The organism is Acidobacteriota bacterium (assembly GCA_016196065.1).
GTDB lineage: Bacteria > Acidobacteriota > Terriglobia > Terriglobales > Acidobacteriaceae > Acidiflorens.
The window spans coordinates 1265264-1282380 of the sequence record JACPYL010000010.1; the positions used below are offsets into that span (position 1 = coordinate 1265264).

Sequence of the window (17117 nt, forward strand, 5' to 3'; positions counted from 1 at the left end):
TCGATCGCGTAACGGTGCCGCCAGGAAGTCTCCCTGCGCCCTTTCGTAAAGTCCAATAGGCTATGATGAATATTCATGATTCGAATCCCCGTACGTACGCCTTCGCGGTCTTACGACGTGTTGTTGGGCAGTGGCCTGCTTGGCCAAGCAGGAGACCATGTCGCGAAACTCGTGGGACAACGGCGTGTATTCGTCGTAACTGTGCCGCCGGTGCGACGTCGGTGGGGCAAGATTCTTCTCCAGTCTCTTAAAGATTCCGGCGTCGAGGCGACCACCCTGGAAATGGCGGACGGAGAGCGTTTCAAGCGCCTCGCCACGCTGGAGAAGCTGGCTGAGAGTCTCGTCAAACTGGGGGCTGATCGTAACTCCACGCTGATCGCACTCGGTGGGGGAGTGACCTGTGATGTCACCGGATTTCTGGCATCTGTGTACATGCGCGGAGTGGAAGTTATCCAGATACCGACAACCGTGCTGGCGCAAGTGGACGCTGCCATTGGCGGAAAGACGGGCGTCAATCTTCGATCCGGCAAGAATTTACTGGGAACATTTCATCAGCCGCTTGCCGTGATGATTGATCCGGATGTATTGACCAGTCTTCCGTCGCGAGAATATCGCGCTGGACTTTTTGAGTCGCTAAAGTGCGGCATCATCGGCCACGCGGCGTTGTTCCGTCTCTTCGAGGATGAGCGCCGCCCGATTCTGGATCGCGATCGTACCGTCATCGAGAAAGTCATCGCGGAATCTGTGCGCCTGAAAGCGCGCGTTGTGAGCGCCGATGAACGCGAAGGCGGCCTACGCCAGGTGCTGAACTTCGGGCACACGATCGGCCACGCGCTGGAAGCGGAAACGCGCTATACACAACTACTGCACGGAGAAGCAGTGGCCTGGGGGATGATCGGGGCGACCCGTATTGCATCTTCTACCGGCAGGCTGGACGCGGCGACTGCGGAGCGGATGACGACTGCCATTCTCGGTTTTGGAAAACTCCCGGGCATGCGGATGCAAACCGCCAGCGTTATGAAGCGGCTGCAATCCGACAAGAAGACTCGGCAGGGTGTCGTGCACTTTGTCCTGCCTACGCAGATCGGAAGAGTGGAAATTACAAGTGATGTGCCGGTTGTTGCGGTCCGCGAAGCGGTCGATGAAATCCGAAAGCTGGCACGACAGTGAGCCGGGAGAGCAATAGCCGGATCGTGGGCGCTGCTCCGATCGGTGCACGCGATACGGAGTCCGCCGGACGGGCTGTCCGCGAGATGTTCACTGCGATCGCGCCCCATTATGATCTCGCCAATCATCTCCTGTCCCTGAACACGGATCGCTTCTGGTGGTGGCGCGCGGCGCGGACATTTGATTCCATTCTGAAGAGTCCTAATGCCCGGGTTCTTGACCTGTGTTGCGGTACGGGAGACATGACTTTCGCACTGCGCCGGCGTGCAAAATACCGCAGCGCGAAGATTATCGGCGCCGATTTTTCGCACGCCATGTTGCAGAGGGCGACGGTGAAGGGACAAGACACGGATCTACGCTGGATCGAAGCGGACGCGCTCCGATTGCCGTTTCCCGACGCGCACTTCGACCTGATCACTGCGGCGTTCGGGTTCCGAAACCTGGCTGACTACGATGCGGGGCTGCGCGAGATCGTGCGCGTGCTGCGTCCTGGCGGACAATGCGGGATTCTGGATTTCGGCGAGCCTCGGGGAATGCTGGGCAAGCTTTATCGAATCTATTTCAAAAGCGTGCTACCTGCCGTCGGGACTGTAATCTCGGGTGTGCAGGGGCCTTACAAATATCTGCCGGCTTCGGTGGAACGTTTTCCCCCGCCAGACGAGATGCTGGACCGCATGCGCGAGGCGGGCTTCCGCGAAGCGTCGTGGACACCCTACACGTTCGGGGTTGCGGGACTGTATCGCGGAGTGAAGTAGCGGCAGGACATTCCCACGGCCGCGACGCAGAGTCCGCCGAGAAATGTCATTTAGGCGTCCGGGCGGTTACATCTTCTTGAAGGAATCCGCGAAGGCATCCGCGATCGAGTAGCGGATGACGTGCTCATAGTCCATCCGCAGAAATTTCTTCAGACGGTCGGTGTTCATGATGTATTGGCCGGTCATATAGGGAACAGCGTCCGGTGGAATCGCAGAAATCTTCGTCTGCCACAATAATTGGAGGACTTTGCGCATGCTCCACTGGCCCGGTACCCGCAGCAATTTCGCTTGCGCCATCTCGATGCATTGCTCGAAGGTCAATGCGTCGCCGCGGCCCGCCACGTTAAGGGTCGTCAAGCGCTGCGCTTCCGGTTCCCGTTGCAGCAGCCATGCGATCAACCGCGCCATGTCGTCCACATGAATGAATTGGATCTTGTTGTTAAGATACCGCCTTCCAAACGGCAGCATGCACGGAAGGCGCGTGCCGCGCTCACGCATGCGGGCTGCACGCGAGCCCTTACCGTTCGGAGTTCCGCGGAAGGCTCCAATCAGATAGTTTTCGACGCTAGCTCCGGCAAAAATGTGCGGCCGCAGAATAAATACGCTGCAACCGCGCAACGCGGGCGCTCTTTGCTGCACGACCATGTCGCTCTCTTTCTTGTGGAGCGCATAGGGCAGGGTATGGGCTGCGAGAGGCGATTCCTCAGTAAGGGAGTCGGGCATGTCGGACCCATAGGCAGACACGCTGCTGGGATAGATAAACTGGCGGATATTGGCGCCCGCGTTCCGGTTGGCCTCCGTGATCGCTTCGATCACACGGGCCGTTCCCGCCACGTTGATCTGCCACATCTTTTCGATGTCGAGGACGCCGGAGCGTTGGGGATCGATGACAAACGCGAGATGCACGACCGATGCCGGTTGCAACTCGCGGAGCAACAGGAACAGTTCGCGAGTGGAGTCCTCCTTTCCAAGATCGAGCGGGATGAATCGGTCGACCGGAATGGATGGAGGAGTGACGTCAATGCCGACTACAGAGCAATCCCCGAGCATCGGCACCAACCGCTGCCCGAGGTTGCCTGAGACTCCCGTGACTACGACAATTGGTTTCGCCCCATCCATCAGTCGGGGTCGACATCCGCATCCGGTTCTTTACCGGGCTGCGTGGGCGGCTTGGGTTTGATCCCGAAGTAGGCATCGTTCAGTTGCGAGGTGCCTTGAAATTCCTGCATCGCATCACGAAACCGCTGTGACGCGATCATGTTCTTGATCTCCGGCTTCACAGAATCGAGGGGTAGCGTCTGCTTGTTAACCAGCTTGTATACATAGTGACCGGTGGGGTCGGAGATCACAGAGGAGATTTCGCCAGCCTTGAGTTCCAGCGCCGTATGGTGGGCAGGAGGCAGAGTGTTCGGTCGCACCTTGTCCATCTTTGAGGAGGGCGGATTCCCCTTCAACCCAGCAGCCAGGTAGGCTTCTTTCTCCAGAGCTGCGAACGATTCCCCTTTCGCGGCGCGTGCGCGCAAGGCAGCTGCTGTCCGGGCCATCGCCGCTTCGCCAGCTTCCTGTCGCGCCTTTTCTTCCTTCTCTTCGGTAGCTTTGTCCTTCTTCACGCCGGGCACTGCCTTCGGGGGCGCGATCTGCTTGGTGCGCGGTACGTAAAGCCGTTCCAGGCTCGCTTCCTGGTAGGTGTCAACTTTTTCCTGGTAGTACTTTTCGATTTCGGCATCGGTGACTTTTTGCGAGTCTTCCTGCAGGGTACCGGTCAGCTGTTGCGAGAGAATCTGCATGCGCGCGAAGCCCATGTTGGCTTCGAACTTGGGCTGCTTGTCGAGCCCGCGCTTCTCCGCTTCGTGGCTCATGCCGATCAAGCGGGAGTAGGCATTTGCCAGGCGCACCTTGATGGGTGGCGCCATGTTCGGTTGGAGGGCATCGGCGAGTCTTTCGAATTGCTCGCGGGTGATCACCGTTTCGCAGGTATCGGCTTTCTTCGCGGGATCGGTGCAACCGCTCTTCACCGTAATCACGGGATCGGTAGGGCTGATCTTGGCCAAGGCCGCCTTGTCATCCGCATCCGCCCCGGGCGCGGCTTTCATTGCCGCCGAATTACGGGGATGAGTGGGCGGGAGCGGCGTGGTTTGTCCGTAGACAAGACCTCCCAACAACAGACACAGAAGCCACCTGGTACGCATGAAATTATTCCTCCAGAAGGGATTATTACGAAGAGCCATCCTAGCATGACGCACCCGCTACCGGCAGTAACCGAGGAGTAGAGTTGGCGCGTTTTGGATTGGAAAGCGATAATACTTCATGCCCAAAATGCCGGCCGCTTTCAGCCCCACTTCCATGCGCAACGAGAAGCGCGGGGTTGCGGGAAATTCGGTTATCGCAGCCTTGGGAATCACGGCATTGAAAATCGTCGTGGGATTCACAACCGGTTCTCTGGGCATTCTTTCCGAGGCCGCTCATTCCGGACTGGATTTGGTCGCGGCGATCATTACCTATTTTTCGGTTCGCGTTTCCGACAAGCCGGCCGATGCCGATCATCAGTATGGACACGGCAAAGTAGAAAACTTCTCCGCTTTCGTCGAGACCGGGCTACTCCTCCTCACCTGCGTGTGGATCATCTCCGAAGCCGTCAAGAGACTCTTTTTTCATAGCGTAGAGATCGAACCGAGCGCCTGGGCGTTTGTGGTCATGTTCCTTTCGATTGCGGTGGATGCCTGGCGATCACGGGCGCTGGGCCGCATTGCGGTGAAGTACGACAGCCAGGCGCTGGAAGCCGACGCCCTGCACTTCTCAACCGACATCTGGTCAAGCGCGGTGGTGATCCTCGGCCTGGGGCTCGTCCAACTCGGCCGCACCTACCAACTGGAGTGGCTCAGCAGGGCAGACCCGGTCGCTGCGCTGTTTGTGGCAGGCGTGGTTGTCACTGTCAGTTGGCGACTGGCGCGAAGAACATTCGACGCACTCATCGACGCTGCTCCCGCAGGAGTCCGCAACCAGATACTGGAGAGGATCAGCAAGATCGATGGCGTACTCGAAGTTGATCGCGCGCGGATTCGTCGAGCCGGCAATCGGTACTTCGCGGATGTTTCGGTGGGTCTCTCCCGCAACCTGACCTTTCAGCGTTCCGAACAGATTGCCGACGAAGTCACGGCGCAGGTGCATCAGATTTTGCCCGATGCCGACGTCATGGTGCACTCGGTGCCACGCGCCCGCCGGTCGGAAAACATCTTTGACCGGATCCGTGCCGTGGCCACAAAACACAATTTCAACGTGCACGACGTAAGCGTCCAGGATCTCAATGGCAAGCTCCACGTAGAACAGCATCTGGAACTCGACGAACAGATGAGTATGAAGCATGCGCATGACGAGGTGACACGCCTCGAAAACGAGATGCGCCGCGACGTCCCCGAGATCACGACGATCCTCACTCACATTGAAAGTGAACCTGCGACGATTGAACGGGGTGAACAAATTGTGCAGGAACCGAGGCTTGAACAGCACTTAAAGCAAATAATCAGAGAATTCCCGGAAGTTGTGGACGTGCATGAGTTTCAGTTTAAGAAAATCCGCGAACGGCTATACGTTTCCTGCCATTGCACACTGCCGGACGACATGCCCCTGTCGGACGTCCATGACGTACAGACCGCCCTCGAAATTCGCTTCAAGCAGGAAGCGCCAGAACTGTTTCGTGTTTTGATTCATCCCGAGCCGATCACCGACAACCGAAGGTAGGGTGCAGCGGAGCTTCGTTCCTTGTGCACCGCAACGATAGGTCTCTTCATCAAATCATCACCTGTAGAATCTTGCGTACTAGATCCGTCGCGAAGGAAAGGCAACATGATCGAAGCATCGGCAAATTGGGCGACCCAAGATCAGTTCATCGGACAAGCCAGTTCTCATCATGCCATCGTGGTTGATGCTGGTAAGGAAAAGACCGCGAACAGTCCGGTCGAGCTTGTGTTGATTGCGCTCTGCGGCTGCACCGCGTCCGACGTGGTCGGCATTCTCCGGAAGAAGCGTGAACCGTTTACCGGACTCGAGGTTCAGGCGAAGGGGGAGCGCACGACGGACTATCCGACGGTGTTTACGACGATCCATCTCACCTATCGCGTTCACGGAAAGGTCGCTGCGAAGGCCATGGAAGATGCGGTGCGCCTGTCGAAGGAAAAATACTGTTCGGTGTCCGCCATGCTGGAAAAGACGGCGAAGATAACTCATACGATCGAGTATGCCGAGTGAAACCTGGTGCCCATCAGTTGCGCGGCTACTTCTATATTGGGGCGGCCGCATTGTTTTGGGGAATCGCCGCGACGCTGGGTCGCGCGGTGTTTACCGGACGTGTGCCCGGCCTGAAACTCGGTGCGATTGATCCGCTCATTCTGTCCCAAACCCGGACCACGCTGTCGTTCCTAGTCCTGCTTCCCGTGTTGCTGTTGCGCCAAGGGGCCTTGTCACTACGCGTGCCAGCACGGGACCTTCTCCGGTTCCTATTGCTTGGCGTGCTCGGAGTTGCCGCCTCGAATTATCTCTACTACCTGGCCATTCAGCGGACGAATGTTGCCACTGCGATCATCCTGCAATACACTGCGCCGGTTTGGGTGCTGCTCTATACGGTCTTACGGGGAGGCCAGAAACCGTCACTACGACGAAGTGCGGCGGTTGCGCTGGCCGTTGCCGGCTGCACGCTGGCCGTGGGCTTCGTTGGTTCGGGACAGTTAAGGCTTGATTCCGTGGGTGTAATCGCGGCGCTGCTGGCGGCTTTTTCGTTCGCGTTCTACAACGTCGGCGGCCACAGCGTGCTCGCGCGCTATGACCGCTGGAAAGTGCTTCTTTGGGTGATCGCGTCCGCGGCGACATTCTGGCTTTTCGTCAACCCACCCTGGAAAATCGTGGCCGCTCACTATGGCCCGCAGCAGTGGGTTTTCATGCTCGTCTTTTCGCTGGTGTCGGTATTCGGGCCATTCTCCTGCTATTTCGCGGGTCTACAATATCTGGAGCCGACGCGCGCCGTGGTGGTCAGTTGCCTGGAGCCGGTATTCAGCATCGTCATCGCCGCGATCGCCCTGGGAGAGCTGTTGCGACCGCTGCAAACAATTGGAATTGTGGTGGTGCTGGTTGCGATTGTGCTGATCCAGTTGCCGGAACCGGCCGGGCGAGAGACAGACTTGATCGTCGAGCCGATCGAGTAAGATACCAGTTGCATCGTACGTCTGGAGTCGGGCCCGGGAATCGTGAGTCCGAGTATGACGGCACTGCCTAATTCCGTTGATCATCCAACCCGGCAATTGCGTGGGGTGGGCGGTTGGCTGGCTTTCTTTTGCGTGAGCCTGACAATTTTTGCTCCTATCACTCAGCTGCGCCTTGCATGGATACCACTCAAGAGCCTCTTGTCTCCTGGACTCCTTGCGCAAGCCACTCTTTTTCGACTCATTGTGATGTTTGTCATCTACTCTGGCTTGGCGCTGTTCAGCGCGGTGTGCGGCATCCGGTTGTGGAGTGAGAATCCGCGCGGTCCAACGGTTACGAAGGCCTACCTGGTGATCTCTCCCGTTCTAGTCATTGCGTTTTATTGCATCGTGTCGATGATCGGGATACACGTCGATCTATACCAGGTTATCCTCGGCCGACTCGGTCCAGCAGTGTGCTGGTATGCCTATCTGTCAACCTCTGAACGCGTGCGACAAACATACGAGCCGTTCGAGCCGCCTAGTCCAGTTGCTTCCCCCGCGTTTCCGGAAGTTGCGTCGCCATCAGGCTAGCCAGAAAAAACGCCGCGGCACAGAGATAGAAAGCCCAACTCAAGCCCTTCACCTGTCCTACCCAACCGATGGTCAGCGGAGCGAGTGAACTCATCGTCCGTGCTCCGTTATAGGTAAAACCCAAAGCTCGGGCGCGAACCCGTGTAGGAAAAATTTCGCTGCCGACAATCCCCGAGCCGGAAAAAAATCCGGTGGCAAAGAAGGCGACGACGGTGCCCAGGACCAGCAGAACGGCCTGAGAGCGAGCCATCGCATACAAGGGGACCAATAGGGCAGCTGCAAAGGTATACAACATGAAAGACCGGCGGCGGCCAAGATGGTCGGCAACCCATCCGAAACTGGCATATCCAGGAAACATGCCGAAAAGATTCAGAACAACCAGCAGGGAAGTGGTTCCCATCACGCCGAAGCCGCGGCCACCTTGTTCGACCGGGAGCGAGAGGTACGGGGGCAGCCACGTAAACAATCCCCACCACCCGAACATCCCGAAGAAATTCAGAAAGAGCAGAGTCAGCGTGCTCTTCAAGTATGGCGGGCGCAGAATGGTGAAGAATGAGGAGCCATTTTTCCGAGAGGATGTCCTGTCGTCCGGATTTGTCTGCGTGCCTTGGGAAGTCGCTTGTAGGAGCTTTTGCTTTTCCCACATCTCTGATTCCGGCACGCGGCTTTGAATCCAGAGTGTGAGCAGCGCTGGAAGGATCCCGACAAAGAACACGGCGCGCCAATTTGCATATCGCAAGACGATCCCCGCGACCAGCGCCGCCATCGCAAAGCCAATCGCCCACGAACTCTGCACCAAAGAAATCGCCTTGGCGCGAAGTTCGTCAGGCCATGTTTCCGCAACGAGTGTTGCTCCCGTGTTCCATTCTCCACCCATTCCGAGACCGAGAATGAAACGTATGATCGCCAGAGAAACCACGCCGGTGGATAGTCCGGAAGCGAACGAGCAGAGGGAATACGTCAGAATACTAAGCATCAACGCGCGTTTGCGTCCGATGCGGTCTGCGATGAATCCAAACAGCACGCCACCGATTCCGGAAGCGACCAAAGTGAGCGTATAGAGCAGGCCTGCGGTCGCTTTCGACATTCCGAAATCGCGCATGACGTGCGCCAGTACCAGCGCGTAGAGCATGGCGTCGAAGGAATCGAGCATCCATCCGAGGGCAGCGGCGAGGAGGGTGCGACGCTGTCCGGGAGTGGCCTGACGGAGAAGCCGGATGGGGCCAATGGCCATGCGCGGGCGATTGTAGCAGCAGAGAAGTGATCAGGAATGGGTGTTTAGCCGTCGAAAGTACTTTTGCGCTCGTGTTACATCCCGCCCGATCTGCGCTCTCAAGGCGTCGACGGTCGGGAATTTGATTTCGTCGCGCAGGCGGTCGAGGAAGTGGAGTTCGACTTCGGTTTCAGCGGTGACATCGAGGGGATGGAAATTCAGAAGGTGGCTTTCGACTGCGAACGAGTCAGCCCCAAACGTCGGGCGGTTGCCAACATTGGTCACGGAATCGAAACATTCGTTGCCGACGCGGGTGCGAGTGATGTACACGCCGTCTTTGGGAATGAGTTCCTCGTAGCGAGCCAGGTTGATCGTGGGAACGGTGTACTTGCTTCCGTAGCCGCGTCCGCGACCGGCTGTGGACAGAATGCTGAAGGGACGAGCCAGCAAATGCCTGGCTCGGCTGACGCGCCCCTCTTGTATCAGGTGCCGGATGTGGCTGCTGGAGACAGGTTCTCCGCGCAATCGCATTTCGGGATAGTCGTGTACAGCGAACCCCATCTCCCCACCGAACTCGCGCAGGGTAGTGATGTTGCCGGATGCTTTGTGTCCGAAATGGAAGTTGTACCCTTCGTGGATTTCGCAGGTTCGCAACTTCGCTTTCAGAATATCGTGCGCAAACTGGTGAGGCGTCATCAGCGATAGATCGCGTGAGAAGGGAAGCAGGAGAACCGCATCCACTCCTGTGGCAGACAGTAGCCGCAATTTTTCCGGCGAGGGCGTGATCAATTTTAAATTCTTGTCCGGGCGCAGAATGCGCATCGGATGCGGCTCAAACGTGACAGCCACCGATTTGGCGCCATTGGTCTTCGCGCGGGAGACGATCTCGCCAAGCACGGCTCGATGAGCGCGGTGAACACCGTCGAAGTTGCCAACGCTTACCAGCGTCGGCCCGAAGTCGCCGGGGATGTCGCCGAGTTTGTGGAAGACTTGCATGGAGGCGTCGATCGTTGTTGGTCGTTCGGTAATGCTGATTAAATTTCGAATTCCAATTTCATGCCGTCATAAGCGAGTTGCACGCCGGTCGGCAACGATGCATCGGTCTCCTCGTGCGGCAAGTCGTGACAGATGTGCGTAAAAAACGCGCGCTTTGGTTTCACTTCTTCAACAATCTTCAACGACTGCTCCACCGTGGAGTGCGTCGGGTGCGGTTTGTAGCGCAGTGCATCGAGAAACAGGATGTCGAGGCCACGCAGTTGGTCCAGTGAACCGGCAGGCACTTCGCTGTGATCGGTCAGGTACGCGGCCGATCCAAAACGGAATCCCATGATTGGTGTTTCTCCGTGAATCACGGTTACGGGCTCGAAACGCGCCCCGAACAAATCGACGGGACCTTCAATCGGCTTCATTTCCACCTGGGGCAATCCGCCGAATTTGTAGTCGGCGTCAAAAATGTAACGAAACATTTTTCGCAGAAAATCTACCGCAGCCGGGTCAGCGAAAAGCGGCATTCTTCCTGGCTTGTGCTTGAAACTCAAAGGCCGCAGATCGTCGATCCCAAGAATGTGGTCGGCGTGGGTATGCGTGTAGAAGACGGCATCGACGCTGGTCAGGTTCTCCCGCAACGCCTGTTCGCGAAAGTCGGGTGTCGTGTCGATGAGAATATTGTGCCCGCTGTAGCTGACCATCACTGACGGCCGGGTGCGCCGGTCGCGGGGATCGGAAGACCGGCAGACGGCGCAGTCGCAGCCGATCGTGGGAACCCCCATCGACGTGCCGCTGCCAAGTACCGTCAGTGTCGCCTTCATCAGCCGTTGGTTCCTGTGATTGGGCTGGGCGGGTGCGCGAGCGCGTTGGTCACTTCCACGTAAGCCATGCGGAGTTCGTAGAGCGCGTTCTGCATGAAAGCCTGCTCTTTCGCGTTGAGATTTCCTTTGGTCTTATCGCTCATCATACTGAGCGTGTCGATGGTCTGGCGGGCGCCGATGATGTCCACCTGCGGCGAGCCACCCTGCTCCACCATCAGGCCGAGTTGCATCATGGCGGTCATGTAGAGCGAAGCCATGAAGCGCTCGAAGCTGACTTGGAGTTCCTTTGCCGAGTGGCCGCTTTGTTCGACGCGCGCATCCAGTTCGCGCGCGGATTGCTGGTAGGCATCGTGCTGCGCCTTTTGCTCGCTCGCGCTCGGCAATGGCGGCACGTCGGAAGCCACCGGTTCGGCGGGGGTCGTCGGAACCGTGACGACTGGAGACGTCGCGACTGGAGCCGGAGCAGAAACTTCGACTGCCGGGATAGCAACTTCTTCTGTCGTTTCGGTGCGGAGTTCGCCATCCGATGTGAATAAGCGTCGGTCGTTAACCTTGATTTCAGAATCCTTCTTGCGTTCGACCATAGTTAAATTCTCCGTAGACAAGCGGCTCGCCGCGTCTCGTGCCACGTAAACAAATGCCGCAACGAACGGGTCACGATGCGGATACGATTGGAACCGGTACAACTCTCAGGCGGCTATCACCGACCGTGATTTCTTTTCCCGCCGCTTCGCGTCGCAAGTATCCGAGTGCAGCAGCAAAATCTCCACCGGGAAAAGGCAGCACAACGCTGCTCGTAACTTCGCCCACTTCTTTTCCATCCGCGAGAATCTTGCTGCTCGGTTCCGGTAGCGGACCTTCCACAGCAAAAGCGGTGAACTGTCGATGAACCGCGCCTCGCGACCGAATCCGTTCCACGATTTCCTGTCCGAGATAGCAGCCTTTTGTGAAATTTAAGGCGCGAGTCTGGCCGGTTTCCTGCGGCAAATCACGATCGCGAATGTCCGTAGCAAATTGCGGGATCCCGCGCGAGATGCGAAACATATTCAGCGCGGCAGCACTGGTCGGATCTGCACCTGCTTTGACGAGCACGTCCCAGAGTCGGCTGGAATGTTCCGGAGCAACCCACACCTGCCACGATTCTTTCGCTTCTTCTCCCGCCCGCACAACCGTGACCGCCGCCTGCTGCCATTGCGCATCCCCAAATTGCAGGTAAGAGAGTTCTGGTACAGGAATGCCGGCACGCTCCAGCACCGCGCGTGACTCGGGACCAGTCAGGCCAATGGCTGCAATCTTCTCGCTGACATCGGTCATTTCGACATCGTCCGCGATGATGTAGTGGTCAAAGAGTTCCCAGACCTTGTCGCGCTGGCTGCGCTCCATATCGATGAGCAACGATTCGCCGCGATTAAAGGCATAGAGGTCGGCTTGGATGCGTCCTTGCGCATTCAGCAGGAACGAATAAACCCCATGTCCAGCGGCCAGATCGCGAACGTTGTTCGAGATCATGCCATTCAGCCATCGTGTACGGTCCCCGCCGGAGAGCGCAATCTTGGCGCGATCACTGAGGTCGTATAGGCCGCAACCGGAGAGCAGCGCGTTGAATTCCGCGCGGACGTCGCCAGAGCCCTCGACGGAGCTCAGTTTCGAATCGTCTTGTAAGGCAGTTTTCACGCGTCTTCTTACGATTATAGCGGACTGTCGAGGTAGGTATCGCAGGCCGATTCTGATATCTTCGTGCGGGTGAGCACTCAGAAACGAATTGCCGTAATTCCCGGCGACGGCATCGGCAAAGAAGTCATTCCGCAAGCCGTGCGGGTACTGGATGCCGTGGGTGCCGACCTGGCGTTCACCGAGTTCGACTGGGGCGCAGACCGGTACCTGGCCGACAAGACGACTGTCCCGCCAGAGGGCTTTGCCATGCTGGCGCGAGATTTCGACGCGATCCTCGTGGGTGCATTCGGGGATCCCCGCGTGCCCTCCAACATCCACGCCAAAGAGATACTGCTGGGGATGCGCTTCAAGATGGATTTGTATGCGAACGTGCGCCCGGTCCGCCTCATGGATGCTGCGCTTTGCCCGATCAAAGGCGTTGAGCCGAAGGACGTCGATTTTGTTGTGATCCGGGAAAACACCGAGGGCGTGTATGGCGATCTGGGCGGAGTATTCAAACAGGGAACGCCGGACGAGATCGCGATCCAGGAAGACGTCAATACCCGCAAGGGTGTGGAGCGCATCCTACGGTATGCATTTGAGTATTGTGTTGCAAATAAGAAGCTAGACGGCTCGCCTCGCAAGCGCGTCCTGCTCTGCGACAAGAGCAATGCGATGACCCATGCAGGCGGATTGTGGCAGCGCGTGTTTAAGGAAGTCGGCGGCGAGTTTCCGCAAATTGAAAAACAGCACATGTACGTGGACGCCCTGTGCATGCAGATGATCCGCGATCCGCGCGGGTTCGATGTGATCGTCACGAACAACATGTTCGGCGACATCATCACCGACATTGCGGCCGGGTTGCAGGGCGGGCTCGGAATGGCGGCGAGCGGAAATCTCCATCCCGGCCGGACGTCGATGTTCGAGCCGGTGCACGGGTCGGCGCCTCCGATCGCAGGCAAGAATATTGCAAACCCGTTCGGCGCGATTCTGACTGCCGCGATGATGCTGGCGCATCTGGGATTCCCTGCGCAATCGGCAAAGATCGAAGCAGCGGTTCTCGAGGCGGTGCGCCAGAAGAAGACCACGGTCGATATCGGCGGACCGTTGGGGACGCGCGAAGCGGGCGACTGGGTGGCGCAGCGCGTGGCGCAGAGCTAAAACTCAATGACTGGGAAATTCAGAGCCTATGTTGGTGACCCCGACTTCCACGATGGCACTATCAAGGTAGTTCGCTCGGACCTCACGGAAGTATGCGTCGAGATTGTCGGGCACAGCGGTGCCGTATACATCACTCGATTTGCGGGAGTCGAATCGGTCGTATCGCACAACCCCGAAGGCATGCTGCTTTACGCATTGTGCGAAATGGAGGCAGTCATGCCATTGCGCCGATTCCACTTCGCCAACTCCTACATGCCAGACGATGAGGGCGGTGACTCCAGGCTGGAAATCAGCGCTCGCACTTTTTCTGTCGAGAAAATGTAAGGCACCAGTGCGGAGTATGTACTTACGTCTTGCTACCCGCCAGCAGAGCCAGTTCCCGCCATTTCCAATGACAATCAACGTCTATGAATCCAATCTCGCGCAGCCATCGCAATTGGATTTCTACATCCAGAAGCTGGTTCGACGGGTCCTCCGTTTCGGGTGTGGTTCCGATCCGGTGCAGGAATTCATCGTGCAGCTTTGGCGTCGGGGAGGCGACGTGCTCCAGATTGCAGAAAACGCCTCCATGGTTCAGTAATCCATAAATTTCGGAATAGAGGGTTCGCTTGCGTTCGTGACCAACGTGATGAATTGCGAAACTGGAAATGACGGCATCAAACTTGCCCAGCTCAGGCAGATGGCCATCGAGGTTGTGAGGTACGACGACAACGGAACGGTCGTTGGCAAAGCGCGCCTTGGCGGCTTCTACCATGGCGGGCGAGAAGTCAATTGCGACCGCTTCCGTCTCCGGATGTCTATGTTTCGCCAGAGCTAGCAGTCGCCCATCTCCCGTACCCAAGTCGAGAATGCGGCGCACGCGGGGGGTAAGGAACTCGATCAAACACGATTCGCCCTCGGTGCGGTGAGGAATCGAGTCGGCTCGTTCGAGATATTCCAGGGCGTGTTCGGTTTGGCTCCAGAGGTTGACGGCCATGGAAAAGTATAAACTCGCATTCCATGGACCTGGCCAAAAGATTCTCGCAAAGCTCCCGAAGATTCTGTCTTAGCCTCGCTCTACCCATGCTTGTTGCGGGCGCGCTCTGGGGTCAAGCAGGGCTCGGGGATGCTGGTCCCCAGGGCGAGCCTCCCGCCGACCGCCGCTCTGCGCAACCCGCTCCTGCCGTTCCCGGGACGACCATCTCTCCGCAAGACGCGACGGATCTCTTCAAGTCGGTCGACGAGATCTTGAAGTTTGCCAGCGAAGAAACGAAGCTCCCCATCAAGGATGAAGTAAAGCGGCGGTTAGTGGACCGCGGTGAGGTCCAGGCCTTCGTAGAGAAAAACATGAAGGAGGACAAGGACACACAGCGCCTGCAGCGTTCGGAGGTCGTGCTGAAGAAGTTTGGATTGCTGCCTCGCAATTTCGATCTGCAAACATTCCTGATCGCGCTGCTCAAAGAGCAAGTCGCGGGGTACTACGATCCCAAGACCAGGACGGTGAACCTGCTGAATTGGGTCGAGGCGGAGGTGCAGCGTCCAGTGCTGGCGCATGAGCTGACGCACGCGTTGCAGGACCAGTCCTTTGGTTTGGAAAAATGGATGCGAGCAGGAGTGCCGGATTCCGGCCACGCGAGTGAGCCCTCACCGGAGGATATCGTTACGGACGAGGTCCAGACAGCGCGGCAGGCGGTGGTCGAAGGACAGGCGATGGTGACGCTTCTGGATTACACGCTGGCGCCTACCGGCAAGACCATGCTCGACTTGCCACAGATTGCCGACGCCCTGAAGCAAGGCATGCTGGTCGGAACCGCCGACACTCCAACCTTCCAGAGCGCGCCGATTTTTCTGAAAGACACGATGACATTTCCCTATCGTTACGGGATGGACTTCACTGCCGCATTGCTGAAAGCCGGAGGGAAAGGCTTGGCATTCGCCGGAGCACTCAACAATCCCCCTCACAGTACGCGCGAGATCATGGAGCCCGACACGTATCTCGCGCACGAGAAACTCGATCCCATCAAAATGCTCGATTTTGATAAGGATTTCAAAAACTACGCCCGCTTCGATATCGGCGCGATCGGCGAGTTCGATGTCGCGGTCCTGGTGGAGCAGTACGCCGGTGGCGACAAAGCGCGGGAACTATATCCACACTGGCGCGGAGGGTACTACTTCGCCGGTCGTCCGAAAGGCGACAAGTCTGCGCCGCTGGGACTTCTGTATGCCTCGCGCTGGTCCAGTTCCGAAAAGGCTGCCGAGTTCGCGGCCGTGTATGCAAAGGCGCTGGCGCAGCGCTACCAGCGTCCGCGGGCCTTGGGCGCGGATGGCAAAGTCAGCGACAACGCTCCGCCCGTCGATTCCTGGCGCACGCTGCGCGGCCGTCATGCATGGCTGACGGAAGAAGGACCAGTGGTGATCGAAGTCCGCGGCGATGCTGTATTGATCAGCGAGAGTTTGGATCAGGACACGACGAAGCGGGTTACGGAAGACTTCTGGAACGGAACGACGGAAAAAAAGAAGTAGCGGGAAAATGGGTTTGTATCGATGACGTCGTACGGATTTAGCCCTCTGCAATCCTACGTCTAACCTCTGCCCTCGGCGCTGACCTTGTATAATCACGGGTTCTGCAGTCACTTCCACAATCATCAGGAGAGCGCTTGCAGCAAGCGGAGATTGGCATCATCGGCGGCAGTGGTTTGTACCACATGCCTGGTTTCACGGATGCGCGTGAGGTCCAACAGGAGACTCCCTTTGGTTCGCCCTCTGATGCCTACATTCTTGGCAAACTAGAAGGGCGCAGTGTGGCATTCTTGGCGCGCCATGCCCGTGGACACAAGTTGCTCCCCACCGAACTGAATTTTCGCGCCAATATTTACGGATTCAAGCAACTCGGCGTGGAACGGATCGTGTCGGTGTCGGCGGTGGGATCGTTGAAGGAAGAGCATAAGCCGCTCGACTTCGTCATCCCCGACCAATTTTTCGACCGCACCCGGCATCGCGTCGATACTTTTTTCGGCGATGGCCTGGTGGCTCATGTGGGCTTCGGCGATCCGGTATGCGGCGAAATGGCTCGCGTGGTCGAAGGCGCATGCAAAAGCGTTGCGGTGAATGGCAAGCGGGGCGGGACATACGTCTGCATGGAAGGTCCGCAGTTTTCGACCAAGGCGGAGTCCAACGTTTATCGCAGTTGGGGCGCGGATGTTATCGGTATGACTAATCTGCAGGAAGCGAAACTCGCTCGCGAAGCCGAGATTTGCTATGTCACGGTTGCCATGGTGACGGATTACGACTGCTGGCATCCGCACCATGATTCGGTGACGGTGGATCAGATTGTCGCCGTGCTGGTGAAGAACGCTGAAAATGCGGCGAAGGTCGTTCGCGCGACGGTTGCGGGATTGCCAAAGACGAGGTCCTGTAAGTGCGGATCGGCTTTGGCGCATGCCATCCTCACGGAGCGCGGAAAGATTCCGGCGGCAACCAAAGAGAAATTGAAGCTGATTGTTGGAAAGTACGTGTAAGCAGTCGTTGGTCGTTGGTCGTTCGTCGTTCGTCGTTCGTCGTTCGCAACCAAGCAAATGGGGCGAAGCATGTTTGGTGATCTTTGCCAACGACAAGC

The 17117-nt window shown here is 57.7% G+C and carries 18 protein-coding genes; 10 read left to right on the top strand and 8 right to left on the bottom strand.

Annotated elements, in window-relative coordinates:
- Positions 1-75 precede the first annotated feature (75 nt).
- Positions 76-1170 (top strand): 3-dehydroquinate synthase, encoded by a 1095-nt coding sequence (gene aroB / locus HY010_08535; GenBank protein MBI3475765.1) that lies wholly within the window; start codon positions 76-78, stop codon positions 1168-1170.
- An 83-nt stretch (positions 1171-1253) separates the two neighbouring features.
- Positions 1254-1922 carry a ubiquinone/menaquinone biosynthesis methyltransferase gene (locus tag HY010_08540; GenBank protein ID MBI3475766.1) on the top strand — a complete coding sequence of 223 codons (669 nt, stop codon included), beginning with the start codon at positions 1254-1256 and terminating at the stop codon, positions 1920-1922.
- A 66-nt stretch (positions 1923-1988) separates the two neighbouring features.
- Here the strand turns inward: HY010_08540 and HY010_08545 are convergent, their stop codons facing one another.
- Both HY010_08545 and HY010_08550 read right to left on the bottom strand, forming a co-directional pair.
- Positions 1989-3041: an NAD-dependent epimerase/dehydratase family protein gene (locus HY010_08545; protein ID MBI3475767.1), complete on the bottom strand. Its 1053-nt coding sequence runs from the start codon at positions 3039-3041 to the stop codon at positions 1989-1991.
- On the bottom strand, positions 3041-4111 hold the full coding sequence (locus HY010_08550; GenBank protein ID MBI3475768.1) for a peptidyl-prolyl cis-trans isomerase: 1071 nt from the start codon (positions 4109-4111) through the stop codon (positions 3041-3043). The genes HY010_08545 and HY010_08550 overlap by 1 nt, the downstream gene beginning before the upstream one ends.
- A 127-nt stretch (positions 4112-4238) precedes the next feature.
- Here HY010_08550 and HY010_08555 point away from each other — a divergent pair, with 127 nt between their 5' ends.
- The 4 genes from HY010_08555 to HY010_08570 all read left to right on the top strand — a co-directional run bounded on the left by HY010_08555 (position 4239) and on the right by HY010_08570 (position 7687).
- Complete coding sequence (locus tag HY010_08555) at positions 4239-5660, top strand: cation diffusion facilitator family transporter (GenBank protein ID MBI3475769.1); 1422 nt, start codon at positions 4239-4241, stop codon at positions 5658-5660.
- Between the two features lie 105 nt (positions 5661-5765).
- Complete coding sequence (locus tag HY010_08560) at positions 5766-6167, top strand: OsmC family protein (GenBank protein ID MBI3475770.1); 402 nt, start codon at positions 5766-5768, stop codon at positions 6165-6167.
- The gene (locus HY010_08565) at positions 6164-7117 is read left to right on the top strand and encodes an EamA family transporter (protein ID MBI3475771.1); all 954 of its coding nucleotides are present in this window, start codon (positions 6164-6166) and stop codon (positions 7115-7117) included. Before HY010_08560 ends, HY010_08565 begins: the two co-directional genes overlap by 4 nt.
- A gap of 54 nt (positions 7118-7171) precedes the next feature.
- Positions 7172-7687, top strand: coding sequence for a DUF2569 family protein (locus HY010_08570; GenBank protein MBI3475772.1), 516 nt, complete (start codon positions 7172-7174; stop codon positions 7685-7687).
- Here HY010_08570 and HY010_08575 read toward each other — a convergent pair.
- From HY010_08575 to HY010_08595, 5 genes are all read right to left on the bottom strand, one after another.
- Entirely contained in the window at positions 7635-8921 is a 1287-nt protein-coding gene (locus HY010_08575) for an MFS transporter (GenBank protein MBI3475773.1), read from the bottom strand. The genes HY010_08570 and HY010_08575 overlap by 53 nt on opposite strands.
- Before the next feature lie 30 nt (positions 8922-8951).
- Entirely contained in the window at positions 8952-9896 is a 945-nt protein-coding gene (locus tag HY010_08580) for a bifunctional riboflavin kinase/FAD synthetase (GenBank protein ID MBI3475774.1), read from the bottom strand.
- Positions 9897-9934: 38 nt separating this feature from the next.
- Positions 9935-10708 (bottom strand): MBL fold metallo-hydrolase, encoded by a 774-nt coding sequence (locus tag HY010_08585; GenBank protein MBI3475775.1) that lies wholly within the window; start codon positions 10706-10708, stop codon positions 9935-9937.
- On the bottom strand, positions 10708-11292 hold the full coding sequence (locus HY010_08590) for a DUF1844 domain-containing protein (protein MBI3475776.1): 585 nt from the start codon (positions 11290-11292) through the stop codon (positions 10708-10710). The genes HY010_08585 and HY010_08590 overlap by 1 nt, the downstream gene beginning before the upstream one ends.
- 70 nt (positions 11293-11362) lie before the next feature.
- Entirely contained in the window at positions 11363-12382 is a 1020-nt protein-coding gene (locus HY010_08595) for a folate-binding protein YgfZ (protein ID MBI3475777.1), read from the bottom strand.
- A 69-nt stretch (positions 12383-12451) separates the two neighbouring features.
- On the opposite strand from HY010_08595, the gene HY010_08600 reads away from it, so the two are divergent.
- Positions 12452-13522, top strand: a complete 1071-nt coding sequence (locus tag HY010_08600; GenBank protein MBI3475778.1) for a 3-isopropylmalate dehydrogenase — start codon at positions 12452-12454, stop codon at positions 13520-13522.
- Positions 13523-13528: 6 nt separating this feature from the next.
- Positions 13529-13846 carry a hypothetical protein gene (locus HY010_08605; GenBank protein ID MBI3475779.1) on the top strand — a complete coding sequence of 106 codons (318 nt, stop codon included), beginning with the start codon at positions 13529-13531 and terminating at the stop codon, positions 13844-13846.
- A gap of 22 nt (positions 13847-13868) precedes the next feature.
- On the opposite strand, the gene HY010_08610 is transcribed toward HY010_08605, so the two are convergent.
- A complete protein-coding gene (locus tag HY010_08610; GenBank protein ID MBI3475780.1) occupies positions 13869-14498 on the bottom strand; it encodes a class I SAM-dependent methyltransferase in 630 nt (209 codons plus the stop codon).
- Between the two features lie 86 nt (positions 14499-14584).
- Between HY010_08610 and HY010_08615 the strand changes: the two genes are divergently transcribed.
- Both HY010_08615 and HY010_08620 read left to right on the top strand, forming a co-directional pair.
- Positions 14585-16024 carry a hypothetical protein gene (locus HY010_08615; protein MBI3475781.1) on the top strand — a complete coding sequence of 480 codons (1440 nt, stop codon included), beginning with the start codon at positions 14585-14587 and terminating at the stop codon, positions 16022-16024.
- Between the two features lie 134 nt (positions 16025-16158).
- Positions 16159-17019: an S-methyl-5'-thioadenosine phosphorylase gene (locus HY010_08620; protein ID MBI3475782.1), complete on the top strand. Its 861-nt coding sequence runs from the start codon at positions 16159-16161 to the stop codon at positions 17017-17019.
- The last annotated feature ends 98 nt before the right edge of the window (positions 17020-17117 follow it).